Here is a 24,465-nt window from a genome sequence, read left to right as displayed (position 1 = left end):
AAGAAGATGAGAACATCACGCAGGCATTTCCTCGCCGGTTCAGCCGCTGTCGGTGTCGGTGCCGCCCTGCCCGTTCATCTGGCCAGAGCCGCGGCACCTGAAATTCACGCTCGCCCCGGCACTGCGCAGATTGCTCCCGAGAAATATGCACCGACGAAGATATGGGGCTATGAAGGCACTGTTCCCGGCCCGACCTTACGGGTAAAGCAGGGCGAACGACTGGTCCGACGTTTCGTCAACGAATTGCCGCAGGCCTCCACCATTCACTGGCATGGCATCCGTATCGACAATGCTATGGATGGCGTCCCCGGTCTGACACAGGAAGTTGTTCCGGCAGGCGACAGTTTCCTTTATGATTTTGTTGCCCCGGACGCCGGGACTTACTGGTATCACCCGCATAACCGGACATGGGAACAACTGGCCCGTGGTCTTTATGGTGCGCTGATCGTCGAAGAATCGAACCCGCCGCAAACCGACCGCGATGAAGTTCTGCTGATTGATGACTGGCGCCTCACCGAAGATGCCAGCATTGCTGAAAATTTCGGTGCCATGCATGACTGGTCCCATGGCGGGCGGCTTGGCAACTGGCTGACGGTCAATGGCAACGGTGATTACCGGCTGGACGTAAAACAGCATGAGCGCCTGCGCCTGCGGCTCATCAACACATCAAACGCCCGGATATTGTCAGTTCAGCTCCGCCAGATGGCCGGATGGATCATTGCGCTGGATGGCCAGCCGCTTGAAACGCCGGAATCCGCCGGGACGATCACACTGGCACCGGCACAGCGGGCAGACCTGATCGTCGATATACTTGCTGCCGATGGTGGAGAAGCCTTTCTGGCCTCTGCCGAAGGAGACAGCGGCTACGCCATGGCAACCTTCACCGTCACCGGTCGTGCCCGCAGCACAGTGCTGGCAACTCCTGCATCGCTTCCCCCGAACCTGCTTCCGCCGCTCGGGGATGTCGCATCAGCCAGACTCACAGACCTTAAAATGGAAGGTGGCGCGATGGGCCGTATGGGCAGCGCCATGATGGGCGGCAAAATGATGGGCATCCGTGATCTGGTCGGTCAGGGCAAAGCCTGGTCCTTCAACGGCATGGCCGATATGCCTGCCGACCCGCTGCTCAGTGCAGCACGGGGAGAGACCGTCCGCATCAGAATGGCCAACGAGACGGCCTGGCCACATGCGATGCATCTGCACGGGCACCATTTCCGTCAGGTTCTTGATGGCGGCAAAACCGGCCCGCTGCGCGACACCCTGCTGGTCAACCGGGGCGAGACGGCCGAGATAGCCTTCGTCGCGGACAATCCCGGCGACTGGCTGCTGCACTGTCATATGGTCGAACATTCCGCCGCCGGTATGATGACCTGGTTTCGCGTATCATGAGACCAATGATCGTCACAGCAATTGGTGCCGTTGTTACCACCGGCCTCATCATCACAGCCTACAGTTTCTGGACAGACAAGCTGCCCGTTACCACCACAGCATCCGATCCTGTGCAGGGCGCAGTGCTATACGCAGCCAACTGCGCCTCCTGCCACGGCACGAACCTTCAGGGCCAGCCAGGCTGGCGTGAGCGCAGGCCGGACAATACCCTGCCCGCCCCGCCACATGATGACAGCGGCCATACATGGCATCATCCGGACAGCGTGTTGTTCGCCTATACGAAATTTGGCGGTCAGGCCTATCTGGATGAAAACGGCATCACTGCCATCACCAGCGCCATGCCAGCCTTTGAGGGTATTCTGTCAGACGACGAAATCAGGGATGTCCTTGCCTATATCCGGTCCCGCTGGTCTGAACGGGCACGGAAAAAGCAGGCGGAACTGACGGCCACGAATGACTGATCAGCTTACCCGGCTGGACCAGAAGTCCCAGGCGCGCTGAACGGGTCGACCGCCGTCATGTGCCTTCGCTGCCTTTTCGACTTCGCCGGGAGACAGGTAATCCGGCGTACCGATTGCCAGCGCCTTCAGCAGCAGTTCCGCATTATCACGCATACAGATCGCGATGAAGGTGACCTGACGGATATTCGGACCAACACAGATCGCACCATGACGGCGTAACAGGCCAGTCGGATTGCTCCCCAGTCCCCGTGCCATCGACGCCCCCATTTCCGGCGAGGCAACCAGCATGGAGGTGTCCCCGAAATCATCCTGACTGTCCCACAACGGAGCCTGCAACCCGGCAACCGAGCCCAGATGAAACACCGGTTTCAGGGGCTGATCGGTCAGGGTGAAAGGCAATACCGAGGGGGCGTGATGATGAACAACTGAATGCACATCCGGTCGTGCGGCATAGATGGCACTGTGAATGAAGCGTTCGAGATACGGACGCTGGTCGCCTGCCGTTACCCGGCCTTCAAGATCGAACTCCATCAGGTCGGCATCGGTTACCTGTCCGGGAGCGAGAGAGCGGGACAGCAGAAAACGGTCCGGCCTGTCCGGATGACGAACACTGATATGCCCGAAGACATCCAGCACTTCCTCATTGGCGAGGATATGGTTGGCCCGTACCAGATCAGCCCGGAGCTCGTCGATATGCCCGGTCATCAGGCAAACCCCAGCAGCGGCCGGGCAAACATCAGGGCAAAGCCGGCAACGATACAGCCCAGACGGGCGGCAGTGCCAAGCGATGTCCGGAAATATCCTTCCTGACCAATCACAAAAACGACCAGCCCCGCAGAAACCAGAATAAAGGCACTGGTGATATCAACCCAGCTTCCTTCAAGGATCAGCGCCGGATCATAGATAAAGGTGAAGGGTACGATAAAGGCACCGATGGCAATACGAACCGCCATCCCCGCAATCTTCAGTGGCGCTTCATCCGCTATCGCCGCCGCCGCATAAGCCGCCACCGCAACTGGTGGTGTGAGTGCCGACATCACCGCGAAGTAGAGCAGAAACAGATGGCCCGCCATCACCGGTACCCCGAGATCAGCCATGACCGGGGCGATCAGAACCGCCGCCAGAATATAGGCGCTGGGTGTTGGCATCCCCATCCCCAGCAGGATTGTCAGACCGGCCGCCACCAGCAGCGAGATCAGCAGATTCTGCCCTGACAGCAGGAATACCACCGTTGAAAATTTCGAGGCCAGCCCCGTCATGGTGATCCCGCCGATCACCAGCCCGGCAGCCGCACAGGCCCCGGTTACCGCAACCATTTTGACGCAGGTGTCGGACAGAATGTCGAAACTTTTCGACGGGGTCAGGCGGGTTTCACGCCGGAACATCGAGACGATGATAACCGACAAGGTACCATAGATACCGGCATAAGTCGGCGTATAGCCTTCCAGCAGGGTCCAGGTAATCACAATCAGCGGGATCAGGAACAGGCCGCCTTTCCGCAAGGTCGCACTGATTTTTGGAATCTTGTCTGCATCCAGCCCTTCAAGGCCTATTCTTTCAGCCCGCAAGTGGACCTGCAGATAGATCGGGAGATAATACAGCAGCGCCGGCAACAATGCCGCAAAGGCAATGTCGACATACGGGATACCCGTATATTCCGCCATGATGAAGGCCGCAGCTCCCATAACAGGCGGCACCAGACTGCCACCGGTTGATGCTGCAACCTCAACCGCACCGGCGAAAGCCGGGTTGTAGCCAAGGCGCTTCATCATCGGGATCGTGACAGACCCGGTGGTCACAACATCGGAAGTCGGGCTGCCGGAAATGGTGCCATACAGGCCCGACGAAATAACCGCGATCTTTGCCGGACCACCGCGTGACCGTCCGGTCAGGGACGCCGCAAGATCAAAGAAGAAGTCGGCGCCACCGGTCTTCGCCAGCGTCGTGCCAAACAATACGAAAATGAAAGCGTAGGTTGCCGCAACACGCAGGGGCACCCCGAACAGCCCATCCGTGGTGAACACCATGATATCGAGGAAATGCGTCAGCGTAATCTCACCGTGACTGAGCGGACCGGAAAGCAGGTCGCCGAACAGATTGTAAATAATGAAACTGACGACAATCGCGGTCAGGCCAATTCCCACCGTCCGGCGCATGGCCTCCAGCGACAGCAGGATAATCGCCAGCGAGGCCGCGAAGTCATAATCCGACAGCGGGTCCAGCAAGGTGATCCGCTGGGCGATACTGTCGCTCTCAGACACAAAATACACACCACAGGCCAGTGCAATCAGTGCCAGGACCCATTCGTACCAGGGCAAGCGTTGCGGGTCGGCTTCTGCGGTCGGTGTTATCAGCAAAAAGGTCAGAACCAGCATCAGGGCCAGAAAGATGATGGTCAGCGACAGCACATCTTCCCGTGAAAACCCGGCGGCATAGATCACCCAGGCCGCGACAGCACCTGCATAAATTTTGACGGCAAGACCAACCAGTCCGTCTGGCTTGCGGCGCAGACCGGTATCAAAGGCGAGTGCAATCAGGGACACCGCTATATTCCTTCAGAAAAACCGGGCCGCATCAGATCAGTGTCTGTATGCGGCCCGTAATGATCAACGATGATCAGAGTCTACCGGAGACCCTTGGCTTTATAGACGGCTTCAGCAGCCGGGTGATAAGGCGCCGCAGTTGCGGAGGCCATCAGCTTGGTATCCAGTGCACTCATCGCCTTATGGACGCCAGCCACCTTGTCAGCATTATCCAGCAGTGCCGCCGTCAGGTCGGTGACCATTTTCGGGTCCGCATCCGCCCGGACGAAAAGCTGGGCCGAAACCGTGACGGTGTCCGTTGCGTTCGGTGCCCATGCATAGGCATCGGACGGAATGGTGAATGCACCGATGGTCCATTCCTTCATGACTTTTTCGGCGGTTTCCTTGCCGACCGGGATCAGTGCCAGATCAATCGCCGAAGCCAGCTGGCTGATCGAGCGATGGCCAACAAACAGGGAATTCAGGATCGCATCGGCACGACGGTCACGCATCAGTTCGCCCTGCTCTTTCGACGCGGCATAGGTAACGCTGCCACCCCAGGACTTGATGTTCTCTTCCGAGGCACCGGCTGCGGTCAGCAGGGATGCGCCGATGTCACTCACCACATTACCGCGGCGGTTGAGCAGAATATTGATCGGCAGCTTTTTCGCGGCGATATCTTCGATGCTCTTCACGCCGTTCTTCTCAGCGTAGTCTTTCGACATGATGAGCTGCAGCGGCGCCCAGGTGTACATGACAGCAAGGGTACGCATGCTGTCGACCGGGCTCTTGAACGGCTCTTTGCCGGACAGGGCGGCTTTCACCTCAGCATCATGAATGATCGCCAGATCACATTTCTTCTGATCAAGCTGCACGATGTTGGCGAAACCACCGCCGGATGTCTGATAGGTGATCGTCGAACCCGGAAAGGATTCCTTCACCGCATTGTCGACACCGGTGCCAAGCAGCGACCAGAGACCGCCCGGGCTCGCACCACAAAGCGTCAGATTATATTCGGCCTGTGCGGGCTGAACGGCCAGAGCCATTCCGCCAGCGACCGTTGCACCAAGCATGATATTCCGGAGTGTCTTGTTCATGTTGTCCTCCCAGACAGTGGTTCGTGAACATCAGAGTCCCGCCAGTTTTGATAGCGAGTAATTATTATTCTTAGATGTCTAAGTATTCTAAGTGCAGTTCCGAGTCCCTGTCAATTAACGTTAGGGACCATGCAGGCTTACAAACTGTAAGCCTCGAAGGTTGATGGATGGAACAATTCCTCCACCGTCACACGCCGGGGCGACAATCCCTGCCTGTGATGTTGCTCAAGAAAATAGTCGAGAACCCCGTGATTCGGGGCAACTCCATAGGACCAGAAGTCCTTGCCGATGAGCTGTCTTGCACGTTGCAGGTTATCTTCGACAAAGGGCATGGTCACCTTGGTTGCCGAGGTATCGTCCAGAGCTTCCTGCGCCATCGCCTTTGAAGCGTTGAAGGCTTTCAGCAATGCCCCCGGCAGCCAGGGATGTTCGTCAGCCAGGCTGCGGCGCAGGCCAAGCAGGTGCATGACCGGAAACAGCTTTGTCCGGCGATAGTAATCTTCAGCCACGGCGACCGTATCCGGGAACAGGCGACCGACCCGTGGATCACCTTCATTGAAGGCCCGTGGCCAGCGCGGCCCGACAAAGGCATCAATCTCGCCCGCCGCCAGCATTGCATTCAGGGTTGCCCCTTCCGGAGCCTGTTCGATCCTGATATCCGATGGCAGATCGAGTTTCAGTTTCTCTGGCCGGCCGGGCGTATCCATGCCGCCCCGCACCCAGGTCACATCCGACGGTTTGACGCCATATTCATCATCCAGAATTGCCCGGACCCAGACATTTGCGGTCAGCTGGTATTCAGCAATCCCGATACGGCGACCCTTCAGGTCCTGCGGTTTGGTGATGCCTTTTTCCGTGTTGATATAGATCGACGTATGCCGGAAGGCCCGGGACAGAAAGACCGGGATGGCAATGTAATGCGGATCCGGGCGGGTCAGGCTGACAACATAGGACGAGAAGGAAATCTCGGAAGCGTCATAGGCGTGATGACGGAAAGCCCGGAAAAACATTTCCTCCGGCACCTGCAGCATGGTCACCGGGTCAACCCCGTCGATCTGCACCCGTCCGTCATGAATGGCCCGGGTACGGTCATAGTCACCCATGGCAATCGACAATGTCAGCTTACTCATTTCTGTCCTCCCTGTTCGCTGCCGGCAGCACCGGCGTCTGATGTTTCAGTTCAATTTCGCGCGCGGCCGATGCCGATTCCAGAATGGCGTGGCAAAGTTCAAGACTGGCCAGACCCCACTCTGCCGTCTGAACCGGCGGATGGTTATTCATGACTGCCTGATACAGGGCATCGATGACTGTCCGGCGCGGCACATCCGTCACCGGGAGGGGCAGGAACTCCCGCTCTGTATGCCCGTATATCCACAGGCCATCCGGTGTCAGCCGCAGGTCCGCCCCGTCACAGCTGACAATGACAGACCCGAAATGTTCGTTATGCCGCGGTAATGGATCTTCACCGGCGCTGCCGTACGTACGTGTCGACTTCAGCGCAGATTCCTGCTCTGGCGACAGGCCCGCCGCCAGCGCCTTGCGCGCCGCACCATAGCAGTCGGGATTCTTGTCGCGACCCAGTTCACCCACCCAGCCGCAATATTCATCGCTGTCGAAATGCGCAAAGCCCGAATAGGTCAGCGACGCGAATGCCCCTGACGCAAAAGTCAGGTGAGCCGAGTAAGCGCATTCGGTTGGACGGCCAGCATCCCATTTCCCGGTCGAGGCCCGGACGGAACGGACCAGTCCGCCACCCAGCAGCCTGACAATATCAATCTGATGAACACCCTGACTGAACAGCACCCCGCCACCTTCGGCCGTATCAAGCTCTTCCGGTCGCCGGGGCCGGTACAGGAAATCTGTATAATTGAACGCATGGATCATCCGGACATCGCCAAACCGGCCACTTTCAATGAGTTCACGCGCCAGCAATACCTGCGGGTCAAAGCTGTGACTTGGTCCGACGATGACATGACGCCCGGCTTCCCGCGCCGCTTTTGCGATGGCAAGGCCATCTTCCAGATCAACGCAGAGCGGCTTGTCCAGCAGCACATGCTTGCCTGCGGCCAGCGCCGCTTCAGCATGAGCACGGTGCATCTGGTGCGGTGTCGCGATATAGATGGCATCAACGGACGGGTCTTCGGCGAGAGCTTCAACCGTATCATGCGCCCTGCCCCCGAAATCGCGGAGGAATGTCTCCCGAGAAGACAGACGCGGCGCAGCACAGGCCGTCAGCCGCACTCTGGGATCATTGCGAAACGTCGGCAGCATCAGCATGAAGGCACGCCCCAGACCAGCCACGCCCAGCCGCACCGGCGTATCAGAGATCAAGGACCAGATCTCCGTCAGTTGACCGGGAAACACAGATCATGATCTGGCCCGACTTTTCTTCATCCATCAGCACCATATCGCGATGGTCCGCCTGACCTTCCAGCAAACCCGTCTTGCAGGTGCCACAGGTGCCACTCTCACAGGAAGAAACTGTCTTGAATCCAGCCTCACGCAGCGCCTCAAGAATTGTCTGGTCTGCCGCCACTTCAACCCTCTGGCCAGACTTCGCAAGGGTAACGCTGAACGCCTTATCTTCGGCACGGGTACGCTCGACCGGCGAGAAATCTTCAAAATGAATGGCCGATTCAGGCCAGTGCCCGGTCATCCCCAGAATCTCTTCCATCAGAGGTTTAGGGCCACAACAATAAACATGCGTCTTTGACGGTGTCTCCAGCAAATCCCAGAAGTCGTAGACAGCATCCGGATCGCCGTCATCGTGATGGATGGTAATCTTGCCGTTGACCGCGTCAGAATTCAGCACATCCAGAAACCCGGCCTGATCCGCCGACCGGCTGCAATAGACGAGATGAAAGCTTTTACCCTGATCTGTCAGTTGTCGGGCCATCGCCAGAATTGGTGTGATGCCGATACCACCTGCAATCAGCAGATAGTCTGGAGCATCACCAAGCGGAAAGTCGTTTCCCGGCTCATCAACCGACAACAGGTCCCCGACCGCCGTCTCTTCAACCATTGACCGGGAACCGCCACGACTGTTCGGTTCATGCTTCACTGCAATCTGATAACGGTGCCGCTCTGACGGGTTGTTGCTGAGCGAATAATGGCGCATCGCACCAGACGGTGTACGCACCGGAATGTGCCCGCCCGCAGTGAAAGGCGGCAAGTCATTACCTTCAGGATGAACCAGATCAAACAGCCAGATGCCTTCGGCAAGCCGGCGTTTTTCAGCAACTTTCAGATCAAGCATTATGACGTTTTCTATTCCCTGGTCCTGCTGTTTATCAGCCATCCGCACCGGCCCTCTCTGTGGCCTGCAAAACATACTAGACGGCTGGTTTCGACTGCGCTACATTTTTCTTAGATATCTAACGATATTAGAAAAAACAAGCGGGAGGACCGGTCATGCTCACGAAAGAAGAAAACGATCTGCTGTGTCGGGTGGAAAACAAGGCACCCATGGGTGAGTTGATGAAACGCCACTGGATTCCGGTCTGCATGTCAGAAGAAGTGGCCGAGCCGGATGGCGCACCGGTACGCCTGCGTATTCTCGGTGAAGAGCTGGTCGCCTTCCGTAACAGCGAGGGTAAGCTTGGTGTCATGGACGGCCATTGCCCGCATCGTGGTGCGCTGCTTTATCTCGGCCGCAACGAAGAGTGCGGTCTGCGCTGCCTCTATCATGGCTGGAAGTTCGATGTTGAGGGCAACGTCACCGAGATGGCGTCAGAGCCGCCGGAGAGCAACCTCAAGGACAAGGTCAAACATAACAGCTATCCGGTGCAGGAATGTGGCGGATTCGTCTGGGCCTATATCGGCCCGGCAGAAGAAATGCCTGAATTTCAGCGCCCGCCCTTTGCACCCAGTGACGATGTTCAGGTCAGTATTCTGAAGATCAGCATCCCCTGCAACTGGGCACAGATCGAAGAAGGACAGATCGATTCCGCCCATTCTTCATCACTGCACCATTCCGACATGAAACCGGCCCGCGTCGATGGCGCTGCGGCCGATGACAAAAGCTGGTACCGGCCATCGACCGACCGTTCACCGCGCATGCAGATCGAACGCACGCCCTATGGCTTCCATTACGCGGCGATCCGCCGTCCGATCAAGAAGGCTGCAACTCATAACTACATCCGGGTCACGCAGTATGTCGCCCCCTTCATCTCGCTGATTCCCCCGAACAATCTCTACAACATCACCAGTATCAATGTGCCGATGGATGACGAGAACACGATGTTCTATTTCATCGCCTGGGGAAATCCGGAAACCTGCATCAAGACCGATGACTGGCGCAAATTCTGCCATGCCGAACCGGGTGTCGATCTGCATGAAGACTGGACCCCGGTCCGCAACCTGCAGAACAACTTCCGGCAGGACCGCGAAGCCATGAAGGGTGACAGCACCACCGGCATCATGGGGATTCCCAATCAGGATATCTCGATGTGGGTCGGTATGGGCCCGATTGTTGATCGCAGCCATGACACACTTGGTGCCTCGGACATGGCGATCGTCGAATTTCGCCGCCTGATGGTTGATGCCGCCCGCGAGTTCGCCGAAACCGGCAAGGCACTCGGTGTCGGGCCGGATGTCCCGGCCCATACCAGCATCGCCTCCTATCAGGAAGTCTTACCGAAGGAAGTCGACTGGCGAACCAAGGTCAGCCACAGTCAGGCAGCGGAATAGTCACACCCGTATTATGGCGCGATGAAGGGTTTCGACAGTTTCAGCGTCTGCTCAACCTTGTCATACCAGCCCTGAGGAGCGTGTTCAGATGTATGCAGATAGCACTGAACACGCACCTCGTCGCTGCCTTCGGTAAAGGTGAAAAGACGGCTAATGGGGCGTGAATGCAGTTCTGCATGATACCGGGTCAGTGCCGAGACATTGACGAAATTTGTATTCCATCTCCGCTCGACATGCGATTTGCCGCCCCGCCGGTCATCCGGGTCTGAATGGGTATGTCCGCCAAGCCACAGGTCTGAAGAACCGGGATGTTTCTCAAGGACAGTTTCAAACTGTCCGGAATCCGGTTTATGACCAACCCAGTGAAGATAGGACGCCCCCTCGGGTGAGGCTTCCTTGTAGTAACGGTGATATTCCATCGCCCAGTTGCCATCCTCATCCTTCCGGAACCCTTCCCAGGGGCCGGATGCAACCGTGGTATTTTTCAGCACATAGTGATGCGACGTAATGATGATGCAGTCATCACGATGCTTCTCAACCATGTCCTTCCACCAGTCGAAGGTTTCCTGACGCACCACACCGGACGGACAGCCCCCAAGCTCACCCCGGCCTTTCGGCAGCGAACTTTCATTGATGTCACTCATCATCAGAAACAGCAGGTTTCCCGCCCGGAAGCTGTATCGCTCCCAGGTCCCCTCAACCGGATAAGGATAGGCAGACCGGTCAACACCTGAGAACGCCGTATTCTCGCCCATCGGATCAATCCACTTCTGAAACCACCAGGCTTCATCGTCATCCGGGGCATTGCGGTCATGGTTGCCGCAGACTGTGTAAATCTGTTCACGCTTATGCTTTTGCAGGGCAGAGAACTGACGGACAATCTCTTCGCCTTCCTCATCCACCGGCGTATTGTAGCGTGCGCCGCTGAAATCGCCGAGATTAACCGCGATATCCCAGTCAAAAGCCGGGCCGCCCTCATCGCCACCCTGTTCAGATTGCCGGAAAGCATCCGCCAGACTTTCCCGGCCAAACTGCAAGTCAGAGGCAACATGGGCACAGCAGGTACCCCAGAGACGGAATTGTTTAGGCATCAGAAATATCCTCCAGATAACAAGACAACGACATGAAATGCCGGGCGATCAGACTTCAGACCATCATGCTTTGACCGCAGACGGCATGGAGACAGGTCCGGACAGGTCAAGCGGCACCGCAGTTGGCGGTATCCAGATGACCTGATAGGAAACGGGCTGATTGTCATGAGCAAACCCGCGAATCTCAACGCGCTGCGCCGGATGTCCCGGCTGAACGCCAATCACCGGCGTCACATCATCAGGGGTTGGCAGAATCTGCGATATCTTCTGCACCCGCGTGATCGACACATTGAAATAAAGCCGCAGTACATGTTTCAGACCAACGCTCTCAATCTCGTGGGGATCAAGGTCGAGAACGCGGCTGTAATGGTCACCCCGGAGATAAAAATCACTGTGGCAGACGAACAGGCTGTCGACATTGACGGCCCGCCGGACACGAACATAACCCTCTTCGCTCTGGCCGAGATGCTCACTCCAGGGCCCGGTCTCCCGAAGAATCTCACGCCCGAGAATACGCTGATAAATCGGTCTTACCGTCACCAGGTCATCTTCGAGAAAGCGCATATGCCAGACTTCGTTCTCCGTCAGCGTCACACCGGAAATGAATGTCCCCCGGCCATGTTCCCGTGACACCACGCCGTCATTCGCAAGCTGCGTCAGACAGCGTCTTACCGTCCCGAGGCTAAGCCCGACACCGGTCGCAATCTCAGGTTCCGACGGCAGCTGATCCCCGGCGGTCAGAACGCCTTCGGATATGGCAGCGACAACTGCTGTCTGCAGACGCTGATGTTTCGGCCCGCTCTTGCTGTCACGGGCAAGCTGCCGGTGAAGATAACGGTTCAGCTGATCCCGACGCTCCTCAGACAAGGCAGCGGTACGCCCCCGGCCCGATTTCCGGGGTGGTCTGGCAACGCTCTTTTTCACCTTGTTATCTTTCATTTCCTGTCCATCCATCTGAACTATCTCGGCTGGCGGGCTGCGCGCCCTGCTTTCCATGACCGGCAGAGAGAAGCCGCACCATTACGAAACAGCGGATAAAAGATGACCAGAATGGTAGCCAGCGCAAACCCGATGGAAATCGGGCGCGTCCAGAAGATTGAAGGATCATCCTGTGAGATCAGCAGAGAGACCCGCAGGTTGTATTCAATCTTTGGCCCCAGAAACAGGCCGAGGATAACCGGCGCCACCGGAAACGAGAGCCGGTCCAGCGCATACCCCAGAAAGCCCAGCCCAAACAGCAGGTAGACGTTGAAGATATTGTTTTCATAGGTGTAGGTGCCGATAACGGCGAGCCCCACGACAATCGGCATCATGATCATCGGTGGTGTGCGCAGTACCTGCGCAAACAGTCTGGTCGCAAGTCCGCCACCGATCAGAATCAGCATGATGGATGTGAACATCATCGCCCAGATATAACCGAACACCGTTTCCGCATGGTCAGTGAATAATTGCGGCCCGGATTCAAATCCGTGAATCAGCAGCCCGGCAAGCACGATAGCCGCCACACCACTTCCCGGGATACCCAGGGTCAGAGCCGGGATCATGGAGGCCGCATTATCTGCATTGTTGGCGCATTCTGCGACCGCGACACCGGATGTATTGCCTTTCCCGAAACTGTCCGGATCTTTCGATGCCTGTTTCTGGGAGCCATAGGCAACGATGCTGGACACGGCACCGCCAAGTCCGGGCAGAATACCGATGAAGACACCGATTGAGCTTCCCCGCAGCCAGGCCGGCAGAATATCCCGCCACGGCCAGTCCCGCAGCCGGTCGCCTTCCCGTTTCAGGTCAAGACCACCAACATCGAGACCCGCTCCCGGTGCCTTTTCCGCCATCATCCAGGCCGCAGGAACACCAAACAGCGCCATCAAGACGATTGGCAGGGGCAACCCGCCGGACAACTCGATCAGGCCAAATGTGAAACGGTCAACTCCGGTGACATGATCGAGACCAATCATACCGAGAAACAGACCGATACACCCCGCCATCATTCCCTTTACCGGGTCTTTACCCATCAGCACTGCTGTACTCGCAACCCCGAAGACACTGACCCAGAAAATCTCGGGCGGGCCAAACCGCAGCGCAATATCCGCCAGTGGTGGCGCAATCAGCATCAGCGCAATCGCACTGACGACACCACCCACAGCCGAAGACAGAACCGACACTTTCAGCGCATGAGCAACCCGTCCCGACCGGGCAAGCGGATAGCCATCAAATGTCGTCGCTACCGCTGCCGGCGTGCCGGGTATGCGCAGCAGAATTGCCGGGATCGAGCCACCATATGCCGCCCCGTTATGCATCCCGGCCATCAGACCGAGGGCAAACAGGGGGGACAGGCCATAGGTCAACGGTAACAGCAGGGCCACCGCCATCGTTGCAGAGAGACCCGGCACTGCACCGGCCAGAACACCGCCGATCACACCCGCCGCCATCGCGAGAATATTCTGCCATTCCAGAATTGCCGAGAGACCCAGGAACAGTGCGTCAAACATGAACACCCGCCCCGGTCAGAACCGGCCGGAGAGCGGTAAACAGCAGCCCCTCCGGCAAAACCCGCTCAAACAGAACGCTGAACACGGCATAGCAGAACAGAACAAAACCTGCCCCGGCCATAAAAATTGACATCTTGTTCCGGGCACCCAGAACAAACGCCGTTACCGGGATAAAGAGAGCCGTAGAAATGTAAAATCCGACGATCTCAATCCCGGCGATATAGAGGGCCATTGCGACAATACCCAGCAACAGACGACCGGGGTTTTCCATGAACGGCTGAACCTCACCAGCATCATCCGCTGTCCCCGCCACCCATCGCGCCCTGATCCCGCGGATCATGAGCGCAACGGACAACAGGCACAGCGCCCATAATGCCGCGCGGGGAAGCATCGCGGCACCTGCAGGCAGGGATGAGGAGGAAACCAGCAGCCCGCCGGAGATCGCGAGGAATACAGATCCCGTCGCGATATCCTGAATGCCGGACCGGCTATTCACCTGCATGTTCAGTTACCTTTGGACATCCAGGGATTTGTCTTCCACAGCTTCGACAACCTCGTATCCAGTTCAGCAGCAGTCTCAACCAGCTTGTCACCCGGGACGAAGGTCAGAGCGATCCGCTGTTTCCTGGCTGTTGCCTGAAACTCCGGGTCATCCATTGCCAGACGGAAGGCAGCACGAAGCTTTTCCATCACCGGTGCCGGCGTTCCCGACGGAGCAGCAAAGGAACGGATGACGTAACTGGTCGTCTTGTAACCCAGTTCAACGGTCGTCGGGACGTTCGGGGCCGTCTCTGCCCGTTCGTCAGACATCTGCGCAATGACCCGGATCTTGTCTTTTTTCTTCATCGCCGCGCCGACGGAAACCGATGCCGAATCAATATGACCACCGAGCAGGGCGTTCATGGTTGGCCCGCCGCCATTGAGCGGAATCTTGTTCACTTCGAGGCCCGCTTCTGCAGCAAATTCTGTCATCCCGACACTATGCACATTGCTGAGAGACGGCACGCCGACAGTCAGCCCGCCTGCCTTGGCACGCGCCAGAGTGATGAATTCCTCAAGGGTTTTCACCGGACTGTCAGCCTTGACGGTAATGGTCGACGGTTCCTTGTTGATGCCACCGATATAATTGAAGCTTGAAGTTGTGTAGCCCACATTCGCATTCAGCATCGGACCAGTAACCGCATCCGGCAGATTGACCATGCCGATGGTATATCCATCAGGCTTGGTTCCCGCCATTTCCGCATAGGCAACACTTCCGCCCGCACCGGGCTTGTTGACCACCGCAATCTTCGCACCATTGCCCAGATGTTTTTCAAGGAACGGAATCAGTGCCCGTGCCGTCTGGTCACTACCGCCGCCAACAGAGAATGGCACGATGAAGGTAATTGCCCGTTCCGGATAGTCAGCCTGTGCCGGTGCAATCTGTGCCAGCCCCAGAAGGATTGTTAAAAGAGTTACTATCTTAGTCATCAGAAGCCCCTTTCTTTTCAGTATCCATGTTTGTTCAGCCACATTCAGACCTTTCCGTCCGAACATAAAACCATCGTCAAACCATTATGGATTATTGCTATCCGGCTATTCTTATCGACCCCGCCAGATGGCCTTCCCGTTTTTCTCCCATTGGAACGAAGGAAATCACAGAGCCGATCAGAATTCAATAAAAAGATATCTCTTTAATAAATTCAATAGAAGTGAGGTGCCCTGAAAATGCGGAGACGTTCTCAAAGCCGCGTTATGGATTGGGGGTCGACAGAACCAGGCAGGCCGTCTTATCTGTCAGGTTTGGGGGAATATTCTGAGACCGGCAGATCAGATATGGCTGCTGCGCCCACGGGTTGCGGGCACACCCTGCCCGTCTTCCAGCGCCCGCTGTTCGTCCGCATCAAGATTGCGCGCCATGGTCAGCAGAGCCTGACGCAGTTGCTGAACAGCATCCTCTGACAGGCCTTCAACCGAAGCATGATTGACCTCTTCAGCGAGAGGCTGAAGAACATCGCGGGCGGCATGTCCCTGCTCTGTCAGGAAAACCAGCAGCTTCTTGCGATCACCTTCCGGATGACGCCGGGTCAGATATCCCTGCCCCTCAAGCTTCAGCAATGCCGTGTGGGTAGTCGACTGCATCAGTCCGGCCCGTTCCGCCAGCTCTCGCTGGGTCAGGCCGTCATCCTCCCACAGAATGCGCAGGAACACCCAGCTACCGAACTGTACGTCATGTTCCGCCAGTCTGATCTGCAGAGACCGGGTCAGGCCACGGGCGACATAGCGCACCAGATGGGCAAGCCGGTCCTCTTCCAGATGTTCAGCCTGCGCAGCGCGGCCAGCAGCCGGCTTCCTGTTCGTTGCCGGTTTCTGTTTTGAATCTGGATCCAAGGTCATCCCGATCTGACGGTCATCAAGCAGTCCTCATGACCGCTGGGAGCAGTACGTGATATCACGTACGCCCCAGACGCGACAATATTATTGGCTGCAACCTGAAACCCGGAGCTGTTGTTTTGTCCCCCGGCCGACAGGATCATCAGTCAGCCGGGAGGTCCCTGCTCAGACGGCGGTCAGCACTGTCTTGCCGATTGTCCGACCCGACTCCTGCGCCGCATGGGCCTGCCTCATATTGGCAGCATCCATTTTCCCGGCCACCGATGTCATCGTGGTCTGCAGGCGCCCGCCATCAACCAGATCAGCTATCCGGTTCAGCAGTTCATGCTGTGCAATCATGTCGTCAGTACCAAACATCGAGCGCGTAAACATGAGTTCCCAGTGCAGGCTCAGTGCTTTCTTCTTCATGATCGTGAAGTCCAGGCCCACCGGGTCATCAATCATCGCAATCTGTCCCCGGGGACGAATGAGGTCCACAATTGCCGGAAGATGCTGATCGGATGCCGTCAGGGCGGCAACGTAATCAACCGTCAGGCCCAGCCCCTCAAGCTGCGGCTTGAGAGCTTTTGAATGATCAATGATATGATCCGCCCCAAGCTTTCGGCACCAGTCCGTGGTCTCTGCCCGGGACGCGGTCGCAACGACCGTCAATCCCGTCACTGCCTTCGCCAGCTGCATCAGCATGGAGCCGACACCGCCGGCAGCACCGATGATCAGTAACACCTTGCCCGCCCCTTCGCCTTCCTTCAGGCGAAAGGAATCAAACAGGATTTCCCAGGCAGTGATGCCCGTAAGCGGCAATGCCGCCGCCTCAGCCACGGAAAGCGAGGACGGCTTGCGCCCGACAATACGTTCATCCACGGCCTGCAATTCGGCATAGCTGCCAGGACGGGTGATATCTCCCGCATAGAAGACTTCATCCCCGACCCCGAACAGGGTCACGTCAGAGCCAACAGCCTCGACCACACCAACCGCATCGAAACCAAGCACTGTATGGCCCTGTTCCGGTTCTGCCCGCATACGGACCTTCACATCAACCGGGTTGACCGAAACCGCCGCAACGCGAACCAGCAGGTCACGGGGGCCAGCAACAGGTTCTGGTATGGTGATATCTTCGAGCGACTTTTCCTGATCGCTGGTGAGGCTTTTTGCATAACCTATGGCGCGCATCTTTATCTCCATTGAGAATTTGCTGGTGACAGAGTGATACGCCAAGGCTATCTATAACAGAAGAGAGTTTTTGATATTATTGTGATGACAAACTGAAATGATTGTACCAACTGACATCGACATCTCCCATTTGCGCAGTTTTGTCGCGGTCGCTGAGGCCGGTGGCTTTACCGCAGCGGCTGACCGTCTCAACCTGACGCAATCCGGTATCAGTCTGCGGTTACGAAAGCTGGAAGAAAGACTTGGAGTCAGGCTCATCCTCCGGACCAGCCGCCGGTTCGAACTGACAGCGGAAGGGGAAATCCTGCTGGGCTATGCCCGTCGTCTGCTGGAACTGAATGACGAAGTGGTCAGCCGGTTACGGGACCCGGATGTGAACGGACGGCTTCGGGTTGGACTTGCTGACTATCTGGCACCTCTAAGCCTTGGCCGGATTCTGGACCGGCTGCGGCGCCATTACCCCAACCTGCGGCTCGAAGTCGTGACCGGGCTGGGCGATGATCTGGGGCCACTCTATGAACGGGGTGAGCTGGATCTGATCATTGCCGGGACCAACGAATCCCTCGGCAAGGGTCGGCCGCTATTCAGTGAAAAACTGGTCTGGGCCGGCAAAAACCGGATTTCGGCTGACGGCCAGACACCGGTTGATCTGGTCAGCCTTCCCGGCAGTTGCGTCTTCCGCCAGTCAGCCATTCAACGTCTTGATGAAATGGGAACGGCCTGGCGCATCAACCTGACCGCAAACAGCATCTCCGGCGTCCATGAAGGACTGCGCGCCGGCCTCGGCATTGCTGTCCTGCCGGTCTGTGCCGTCCCTGAAGATATGATCATCCTGGATGACAGTCGGCTCCCTCTCCTTCCCCCGCATCAGGTCGTGGCATTCATCCGGAAAAATGTCGGCGCCGCTGGAGAACGCTTCATAAGTTTCCTGACCGATGAACTGCTGAAGGAATCCGCCATTCGTAATATCGCCTGACAAAACCCGGACAGGAAAAAGGGGAGCGCCTGACTGACGCTCCCCTGATCCATCTCAGCCCGGCCCCGTTGCCGGGACCGGTTGGTCAGCTGCGGTTACTTGATCTTTTTGATCTCGCCGCTGGCCAGCTTCTGGTGATAATCCGCCAGCAGAGCCTTCACCTTCGGCATCAGCATGTAGAGGCCGATGATGTTGGCAATGGCCATGGCAAAGATCATCGCATCCGAGAAGTCGATGACCGGACCCAGGCTCATGGAGGAACCGATCACCACAAAGATGCAGAAGATAATCTTGAAGACGATCTCCTTGCCCTCTCCTTCACCGAACATGTAGGTCCAGGCCTTGAGGCCGTAATAGGACCAGGAAATCATGGTCGAAAAGGCGAACAGAACCGCGGCAATCGCCAGCACATAACCGGCTCCCGTGAAGCTCGATTCAAAAGCCTGAGATGTCAGGGCAATGCCGGTGACACCGCTGTCCGGAACCCATGAGCCGGTGATCACGATGACCAGCGAGGTCATGGTGCAGATCACGACCGTATCAATGAACGGCTCCAGCAACGCCACATAACCTTCCGTTACCGGATGCTTTGTCTGCACCGCGGAATGCGCGATGGAGGCCGAACCGATACCGGCTTCGTTCGAGAAGGCAGCCCGCTTGAAGCCCTGAATCAGGGCACCGACAATACCGCCGGCAACGGCCGTCGGGGCAAAGGCACCCGTGATGATGTCCGAAACCGCCTGCGGAACTGAACCGATATTCATGATGATAATGATCAGCGCAGCACCGACATACAGGACAGCCATGCCGGGAACGATCTTTTCCGTTACCCGGGCGATGGATTTGATCCCGCCGATGATCACAATGCCAACCAGACCGGCCATGATCAGACCGAACAGCCATCCCTTGCCCTCAAAGAACGGAAACAGGCTGGAAACCTGAGCGTAGGACTGGTTTGCCTGGAACATGTTGCCGCCACCAAGCGCGCCGCCGATACAGCAGATCGAGAAGAAAATGGCGAGAACCTTACCCAGCGACGCCTTGCCGTCTTCCGACAGGCCTTTTGACAGGTAATACATCGGGCCACCGGAAACGGTGCCGTTGCTGTATTCATTACGATAATGAACACCAAGAATACATTCGGTGAATTTCGACGCCATGCCGAGCAGACCGGCAAGAATCATCCAGAAGGTCGCACCCGGACCACCAAGATACACGGCGACACCAACCCCGGCGATATTACCGAGACCAACCGTTCCCGAAAGCGCCGTTGCCAGAGCCTGAAAAGGTGTAACTTCACCAGCATCCTTCGGATCGAGATAGTCACCCCTGACCAGCTCGATCGAATGCTTGAAACCCCGGAACTGGATGAAGCCGAAGTAAAGGGTAAATACAACAGCAGCCAGTACGAGCCAGCCGACAATTAATGGAAACTGTGTACCGAAGACAGGCACAGAATAAAAAACCGTGCTGACAATCGGATTCACAATCGGCGCAACCGCATCGCTGATCATCTGATCAATGCTGCTTTCCTGCGCCATGGCTGGCGAGACTGTCGCCACAATGGCCATCATGGCCAGATAAATACGTCTAAACATCAGTAACTCTCCCCTGAAGAGAACGTCTGTGTGGATAGGATTACGTGCCGGTCAGGGCACGATGGTGATCGGTACCGGCGACGCCTGCGCCAAGGTCATGGCAAGACCACCCAGCAGACGCTGTGCCAGTCCTGAACCGCCCGTGCGGCCAATCACAATGGTGGCGTTACCGGCAGCTACGGCAATTTCACAGAGCAGTTCAGCCGCATTGCCATGCCGAACCTCAAACTCTGTTGCAATACCCTGCCCCTTGAGCTCATCGACCACCGGCTGAAGGGATTCCCTCGCCCGGTCGAGTTCCTGCTCGCGGCGACCATGCCGTTCCGCCAGTTCCTGTGCTGTATGAAAGCTGTAGGGCGACCATTCGATCACGAAAACGAGGTGGAGCTTGCCCCCCGCCTTCTTTGCCGCAGCAGCGGCATGCTCGACTGCACGCCGCGATTGCGGCGTTCCATCGAAGCCAACGATGTATGTTTGAGACATACGCGGTTCCTTTTCTGGCAACCGCCGTCCGACCTCGTCAGTCAGGGGTAGCTTTGCGGTTGTCTTGCGCGACCGGAATAAGGAACAGACGGCGACTATTATTATTAGCTTACACAACCCCTGTAGAAACAGTATCGGCGTTTATCAAAACGGTCATGTAATATTTGTAATATTGAATTCACGGTTAAAAAATTATCGTGAAAACAAACAGATATCAGAAACCCGGAAAGTCTGCGGCTATTGCCCGCCAGCAACCGGCGGGTGCCATTCTACCCGTAGAAGCCGGATATCGAGTCGGAATTTCAGATGTAATATTCTAAATCAGGCCTCTCCCGTCCCCGCCCTCGCGGACGGGGAACGAGAGAGTAAAAACATCAGTCTGGCCAGCCGCTGACAGCTTTGACTTCAAGAAAGTCTTCCAGTCCCCAGACGCCGCCTTCGCGGCCATTACCAGAGGCTTTCATACCTCCGAACGGACTTCCTGCGCCGCGGGACTGACCATTCATTTCCACCATGCCGGATCGCAGCTGACGTGCGACACGCGCCCGCTTCTCGCCATCTTCGCTCTGTACATAGTTGGTCAGGCCGTAGGGTGTGTCGTTGGCGATGGCAATCGCTTCATCTTCCGTGTCGAACGGAATGATCGACAGTACCGGGCCAAAAATCTCTTCCCGGGCAATCGTCATATCGTTGGAAACATCCGCAAACACGGTCGGACGCACGAAATATCCCCGGTTCACTCCTTCCGGTCGCCCCGTTCCACCGGCAACCAGACGGGCGCCCTCGTCGATGCCCTTCTGGATCAGCCCCTGAATTTTCTCGAACTGGGCAGCGCTCACTGCCGGGCCGATATGCCGGCCACTCTCACTGGCCGGACCAACAGTGGAGGCTTCGGCCACTGCCGTCGCTGTCGTAACGGCGCTATCATAGATATCACGCTGTACCAGCATCCGGGTCGGCGCATTACAGGACTGACCTGTATTGCTGAAGCAATGCAGGGTGCCACGCTTAACCGCCTTCTCGTCGGCATCAGCAAAGATGATATTCGCGCCCTTGCCACCCAGTTCCAGATGAACCCGCTTCAGGCTTTCGGCAGCATTCTTTGAGATGGCAATACCGGCACGTGTTGACCCGGTAAACGAGATCATGTCCACATCGGGATGAACAGACAGCTGGGTACCAACGCCCGCACCGTCGCCATTGACCATGTTGAACACGCCCGCCGGCACACCCGCCTCATGCAGGATATCAGCGAACAGCAACGAAGACAGGGGTGCGATCTCCGACGGCTTCAGAACCATGGTGCAGCCCGCCAGCAGGGCAGGAGTGACCTTCAGTGTCACCTGATTCATCGGCCAGTTCCATGGCGTGATCAGACCGCAGACACCGACTGGCTCATAGAGAATACGGTCATTCGGTGCATGGCTGCCGAGCATCCGTTCGAACTCGAACCCCTTGGCTGCGCGGAGGAAATTCTTGATATGCCAGGCCCCGGCAGAGGCCTGCTGTGCCTTCGCCATATCGATTGGCGCGCCCATTTCCAGACTGATCGCCGCCGCCATCTCATCGGAGCGGGCCATATAGATTTCGAGGATTTTCTCAACGAGCGCGATGCGTTCTGCCTTCGGTGTCTTTGACCAGACCGGGAAAGCGGCTTTTGCCGCAGCAACCGCCTTGTCCGTATCTGCCTGATCACCCAGAGAAATCACCGCACAGGCTTCCTCGGTCGAGGGATCAATGACCTCAAGGTCAGCCGCTTTTGCGGGGGCGACCCATTTGCCATCAATATAAAATTCGCGTTTCTCGATCATATGATATCCTTCCATGTCATCGCCTGAAACAGGCGACCAGTCATCCTGTTCTGCTGGCACTTGGTATCGCTTATCCTGTCCGGCAAGACCAGTCAGCCGTTTGATTTCCGGCAATCCGGCTTGCACCCGCCCCGACAGAATTTCCATAATGCAGACTGCATTGGTGAAATGCTCCTCCCTTTTCTCTCAGTCACGACCAGACGGATATTCAGAAATGACAGCCTCAACCGACCGCCAGATCAGACCCCGGCGCAGTTTCATCTTCGCCCCCGGCCTGAAACCGGACATGTATCCCAAGGCTCTCGCATCCGGCGCCGATATTGTCTGTGTTGAACTGGAAGACGGCATCGCACCCAAAGACAAGGACCTGGCCCGGTCCCTGACCATGGACCTGTTTGCCAAACCGCAGGCAGATGATGGCGTCGAGCGGATCGTCCGGATCAATTGTCTGCGCGAGGCCTTCGGCCTGGCCGATGTACAGGCTGTGCTGGCGACCGATACCCCGCCGCCGGCGCTGATGCTGCCGAAAGTCAGAACGCCGGATGAAATAGTCTGGCTCGACACCCTGCTGACTGAACGCGGCCATGCCACACGTCTGCATGTCATCATTGAAACCAATGCCGGGCTGGAGGCCGTTCATGACATCGCCCGTGCCAGTCCGCGTATTGATGCCCTGTTCTTTGGTGGAGTTGATATGGCGGCAGAACTGCGTTGCCGAAATGCCTGGGAGCCCCTGCTCTATGCCCGGTCACGAACTGCCCATGCCGCCGCCAGCGCCGGGCTGGATGTCATTGATGTGCCCTATCTTGACCTCGAAGACCCGGATGGCATGCGCCGTGAAGCCGAACTGGTTCGCGATCTGGGCTTCAGCGGCAAAGGGTCAATCCATCCGAAACAGATACCTGTCCTGAACGATGTATTCACACCCGACAGCGACACCGTTGAACGCGCACGCCGGATCATTGCCGAATTTGAGGCAGCAGATACCGGCCTTGTGGTGGTGGATGGCAAACTGATCGAGAAACCGGTCCTGCGTGACATGCAGCGCATCATCGCCGTTGCCGAACGGGTCGAAACAATGGCTAGCGGTCAGCGATAGAAACTGACGGATGGTCTGAACGCTGAACTCTCGGAAAACCTGAACAGAACTGCCGGTTTCTGTTAACCGGCGATCGCGCTCACAAAAGCGGAGACCGCATCATCCAGCGCCCCTGAATTATCAATGGTTACAACATCAGGACCGGCCGGGATCATCAGTGCGCCCCGTGCCAGCCGGGCCGTCAGATTGCCATCGCTTGAGCGTTGCCGCCCTGCCAGACGGGCCGCCAGTATCTCCGGGTCCGCCATAACGGACAGTACGGTAACATGCCGGAAGCGGGCCCGTGCATCCTCAATCACCGTACGCGAAACATTGACGACGACATTTCGGCCAGCGTCCAGATCATTTACAACAGTCACCGGCACGCCATAACGCAGACCATACGCAACCCAGTGCAGGGCAAAGGCCCCGTCTTTCAGTTGTTTCGTGAACATGGCGTCATCAACGGAACAGTGATCTTCGCCACCCGCCTCTGCCGGGCGGGTTATCACGCGTCTGGGGAAGATTGTTCCTGCATCATGCCTGAAGTGATTGCGCGCGGCATCCAGCAGCGAATCCTTGCCGACCCCTGAGGGTCCGACGACCAGAAACAGTCGGCCCGGATCAGACATCGGCAGGCGTATGTACCTGCGCGACATAAGACATGAAATGTTCGAGCGGAGGCGTCTCAAGCCCCTGGACCTTTGCCAGATCGTCCCACCGGCGCAGACGCACAGCTTCCGCTGCCTGAGGCTGGCCGATGAAGTCAGCCGCTTCGCTGGCCGAGAAAGCGCCGCCCTGCAAACCCAGGCTGCGGACCGATGCCGGGGACAGGCTCTGGAAATAGCCCTGCTCCACATAGCAAAGATAGCGTTTTGCCGGAACATGCAGCCGGATCGGTTCCGTCACTCCGGCAGGGAAGAACCGGGACAGGTAAGCCGCACCAATATCTTCGTGATGCCGATCAACATCTTTCTGCTGTCCGATCTCAAACCGCTTGTCGACCAGATGTCCGATATCATGCAGCAATGATGCGGCAATCAGCGAAGATGATGCCTCCTCAGATTCTGCCAGTGCCGCCGATTGCAGGGCATGGGCAAGCTGGCTGACATTTTCGTTGCCATATTGCTGTTCGCCTTTGAGACGCAATGTCTCGGCAATCGCACCGATAACATCCATGGAAATCTCCTCTGACAGCGCGTCGACCAGCCGAAATTTCGTCCTGTTCTGAAGGG

The 24,465-nt window shown here is 57.2% G+C and carries 23 protein-coding genes; 5 read left to right on the top strand and 18 right to left on the bottom strand.

Features of this window, described 5'->3' with window-relative positions; all coding sequences use genetic code 11:
- The first annotated feature begins 6 nt into the window (after positions 1 to 6).
- Together GH722_20405 and GH722_20400 are read left to right on the top strand one after the other, a co-directional pair.
- Complete coding sequence (locus GH722_20405) at positions 7 to 1,389, top strand: multicopper oxidase domain-containing protein (GenBank protein MRG74128.1); 1,383 nt, start codon at positions 7 to 9, stop codon at positions 1,387 to 1,389.
- Positions 1,386 to 1,850, top strand: a complete 465-nt coding sequence (locus GH722_20400) for a c-type cytochrome (protein MRG74127.1) — start codon at positions 1,386 to 1,388, stop codon at positions 1,848 to 1,850. Before GH722_20405 ends, GH722_20400 begins: the two co-directional genes overlap by 4 nt.
- On the opposite strand, the gene GH722_20395 is transcribed toward GH722_20400, so the two are convergent.
- The 6 genes from GH722_20395 to GH722_20370 all read right to left on the bottom strand — a co-directional run bounded on the left by GH722_20395 (position 1,851) and on the right by GH722_20370 (position 8,740).
- Positions 1,851 to 2,558: a class II aldolase/adducin family protein gene (locus tag GH722_20395; protein ID MRG74126.1), complete on the bottom strand. Its 708-nt coding sequence runs from the start codon at positions 2,556 to 2,558 to the stop codon at positions 1,851 to 1,853.
- Positions 2,555 to 4,399, bottom strand: a complete 1,845-nt coding sequence (locus GH722_20390) for a TRAP transporter fused permease subunit (GenBank protein MRG74125.1) — start codon at positions 4,397 to 4,399, stop codon at positions 2,555 to 2,557. Before GH722_20390 ends, GH722_20395 begins: the two co-directional genes overlap by 4 nt.
- A 74-nt stretch (positions 4,400 to 4,473) precedes the next feature.
- Positions 4,474 to 5,469: a TAXI family TRAP transporter solute-binding subunit gene (locus tag GH722_20385; GenBank protein ID MRG74124.1), complete on the bottom strand. Its 996-nt coding sequence runs from the start codon at positions 5,467 to 5,469 to the stop codon at positions 4,474 to 4,476.
- 137 nt (positions 5,470 to 5,606) lie between these two features.
- On the bottom strand, positions 5,607 to 6,479 hold the full coding sequence (locus tag GH722_20380; protein ID MRG74123.1) for an ABC transporter substrate-binding protein: 873 nt from the start codon (positions 6,477 to 6,479) through the stop codon (positions 5,607 to 5,609).
- 112 nt (positions 6,480 to 6,591) lie between these two features.
- Complete coding sequence (locus GH722_20375) at positions 6,592 to 7,797, bottom strand: gfo/Idh/MocA family oxidoreductase (protein ID MRG74122.1); 1,206 nt, start codon at positions 7,795 to 7,797, stop codon at positions 6,592 to 6,594.
- Positions 7,790 to 8,740, bottom strand: a complete 951-nt coding sequence (locus GH722_20370; protein MRG74121.1) for a 2Fe-2S iron-sulfur cluster binding domain-containing protein — start codon at positions 8,738 to 8,740, stop codon at positions 7,790 to 7,792. The genes GH722_20375 and GH722_20370 overlap by 8 nt, the downstream gene beginning before the upstream one ends.
- Before the next feature lie 140 nt (positions 8,741 to 8,880).
- On the opposite strand from GH722_20370, the gene GH722_20365 reads away from it, so the two are divergent.
- Complete coding sequence (locus GH722_20365; protein ID MRG74120.1) at positions 8,881 to 10,158, top strand: Rieske 2Fe-2S domain-containing protein; 1,278 nt, start codon at positions 8,881 to 8,883, stop codon at positions 10,156 to 10,158.
- Between the two features lie 11 nt (positions 10,159 to 10,169).
- On the opposite strand, the gene GH722_20360 is transcribed toward GH722_20365, so the two are convergent.
- The 7 genes from GH722_20360 to GH722_20330 form a co-directional block, all read right to left on the bottom strand.
- Positions 10,170 to 11,249 carry a hypothetical protein gene (locus GH722_20360; GenBank protein MRG74119.1) on the bottom strand — a complete coding sequence of 360 codons (1,080 nt, stop codon included), beginning with the start codon at positions 11,247 to 11,249 and terminating at the stop codon, positions 10,170 to 10,172.
- Positions 11,250 to 11,312: 63 nt separating this feature from the next.
- Positions 11,313 to 12,245: a GntR family transcriptional regulator gene (locus GH722_20355; GenBank protein ID MRG74118.1), complete on the bottom strand. Its 933-nt coding sequence runs from the start codon at positions 12,243 to 12,245 to the stop codon at positions 11,313 to 11,315.
- Positions 12,209 to 13,741, bottom strand: coding sequence for a C4-dicarboxylate ABC transporter permease (locus tag GH722_20350; GenBank protein ID MRG74117.1), 1,533 nt, complete (start codon positions 13,739 to 13,741; stop codon positions 12,209 to 12,211). Before GH722_20350 ends, GH722_20355 begins: the two co-directional genes overlap by 37 nt.
- The gene (locus tag GH722_20345) at positions 13,734 to 14,243 is read right to left on the bottom strand and encodes a hypothetical protein (GenBank protein MRG74116.1); all 510 of its coding nucleotides are present in this window, start codon (positions 14,241 to 14,243) and stop codon (positions 13,734 to 13,736) included. The genes GH722_20350 and GH722_20345 overlap by 8 nt, the downstream gene beginning before the upstream one ends.
- A gap of 2 nt (positions 14,244 to 14,245) precedes the next feature.
- Complete coding sequence (locus GH722_20340) at positions 14,246 to 15,277, bottom strand: hypothetical protein (GenBank protein ID MRG74115.1); 1,032 nt, start codon at positions 15,275 to 15,277, stop codon at positions 14,246 to 14,248.
- A gap of 273 nt (positions 15,278 to 15,550) precedes the next feature.
- Positions 15,551 to 16,117: a MarR family transcriptional regulator gene (locus GH722_20335; GenBank protein ID MRG74114.1), complete on the bottom strand. Its 567-nt coding sequence runs from the start codon at positions 16,115 to 16,117 to the stop codon at positions 15,551 to 15,553.
- A gap of 162 nt (positions 16,118 to 16,279) precedes the next feature.
- The gene (locus GH722_20330; protein MRG74113.1) at positions 16,280 to 17,284 is read right to left on the bottom strand and encodes a zinc-binding alcohol dehydrogenase family protein; all 1,005 of its coding nucleotides are present in this window, start codon (positions 17,282 to 17,284) and stop codon (positions 16,280 to 16,282) included.
- Between the two features lie 97 nt (positions 17,285 to 17,381).
- Here GH722_20330 and GH722_20325 point away from each other — a divergent pair, with 97 nt between their 5' ends.
- Complete coding sequence (locus GH722_20325; GenBank protein ID MRG74112.1) at positions 17,382 to 18,260, top strand: LysR family transcriptional regulator; 879 nt, start codon at positions 17,382 to 17,384, stop codon at positions 18,258 to 18,260.
- A gap of 95 nt (positions 18,261 to 18,355) precedes the next feature.
- Here GH722_20325 and GH722_20320 read toward each other — a convergent pair whose 3' ends face one another.
- The 3 genes from GH722_20320 to GH722_20310 all read right to left on the bottom strand — a co-directional run bounded on the left by GH722_20320 (position 18,356) and on the right by GH722_20310 (position 22,152).
- Positions 18,356 to 19,858 (bottom strand): amino acid carrier protein, encoded by a 1,503-nt coding sequence (locus GH722_20320; protein ID MRG74111.1) that lies wholly within the window; start codon positions 19,856 to 19,858, stop codon positions 18,356 to 18,358.
- Between the two features lie 51 nt (positions 19,859 to 19,909).
- Complete coding sequence (locus GH722_20315; protein MRG74110.1) at positions 19,910 to 20,341, bottom strand: universal stress protein; 432 nt, start codon at positions 20,339 to 20,341, stop codon at positions 19,910 to 19,912.
- 374 nt (positions 20,342 to 20,715) lie between these two features.
- A complete protein-coding gene (locus GH722_20310; protein ID MRG74109.1) occupies positions 20,716 to 22,152 on the bottom strand; it encodes an aldehyde dehydrogenase family protein in 1,437 nt (478 codons plus the stop codon).
- Between the two features lie 214 nt (positions 22,153 to 22,366).
- Between GH722_20310 and GH722_20305 the strand changes: the two genes are divergently transcribed.
- Positions 22,367 to 23,251, top strand: coding sequence for a CoA ester lyase (locus GH722_20305; GenBank protein MRG74108.1), 885 nt, complete (start codon positions 22,367 to 22,369; stop codon positions 23,249 to 23,251).
- A 62-nt stretch (positions 23,252 to 23,313) separates the two neighbouring features.
- On the opposite strand, the gene phnN is transcribed toward GH722_20305, so the two are convergent.
- Both phnN and GH722_20295 read right to left on the bottom strand, forming a co-directional pair.
- The gene (gene phnN / locus GH722_20300; protein ID MRG74107.1) at positions 23,314 to 23,862 is read right to left on the bottom strand and encodes a phosphonate metabolism protein/1,5-bisphosphokinase (PRPP-forming) PhnN; all 549 of its coding nucleotides are present in this window, start codon (positions 23,860 to 23,862) and stop codon (positions 23,314 to 23,316) included.
- On the bottom strand, positions 23,855 to 24,409 hold the full coding sequence (locus tag GH722_20295; protein MRG74106.1) for an HD domain-containing protein: 555 nt from the start codon (positions 24,407 to 24,409) through the stop codon (positions 23,855 to 23,857). Before GH722_20295 ends, phnN begins: the two co-directional genes overlap by 8 nt.
- Between the last annotated feature and the right edge of the window lie 56 nt (positions 24,410 to 24,465).

It is taken from the genome of Alphaproteobacteria bacterium HT1-32, from assembly GCA_009649675.1.
GTDB lineage: Bacteria > Pseudomonadota > Alphaproteobacteria > Rhodospirillales > HT1-32 > HT1-32.
This window is presented reverse-complemented; position numbering and strand designations above follow the sequence as displayed.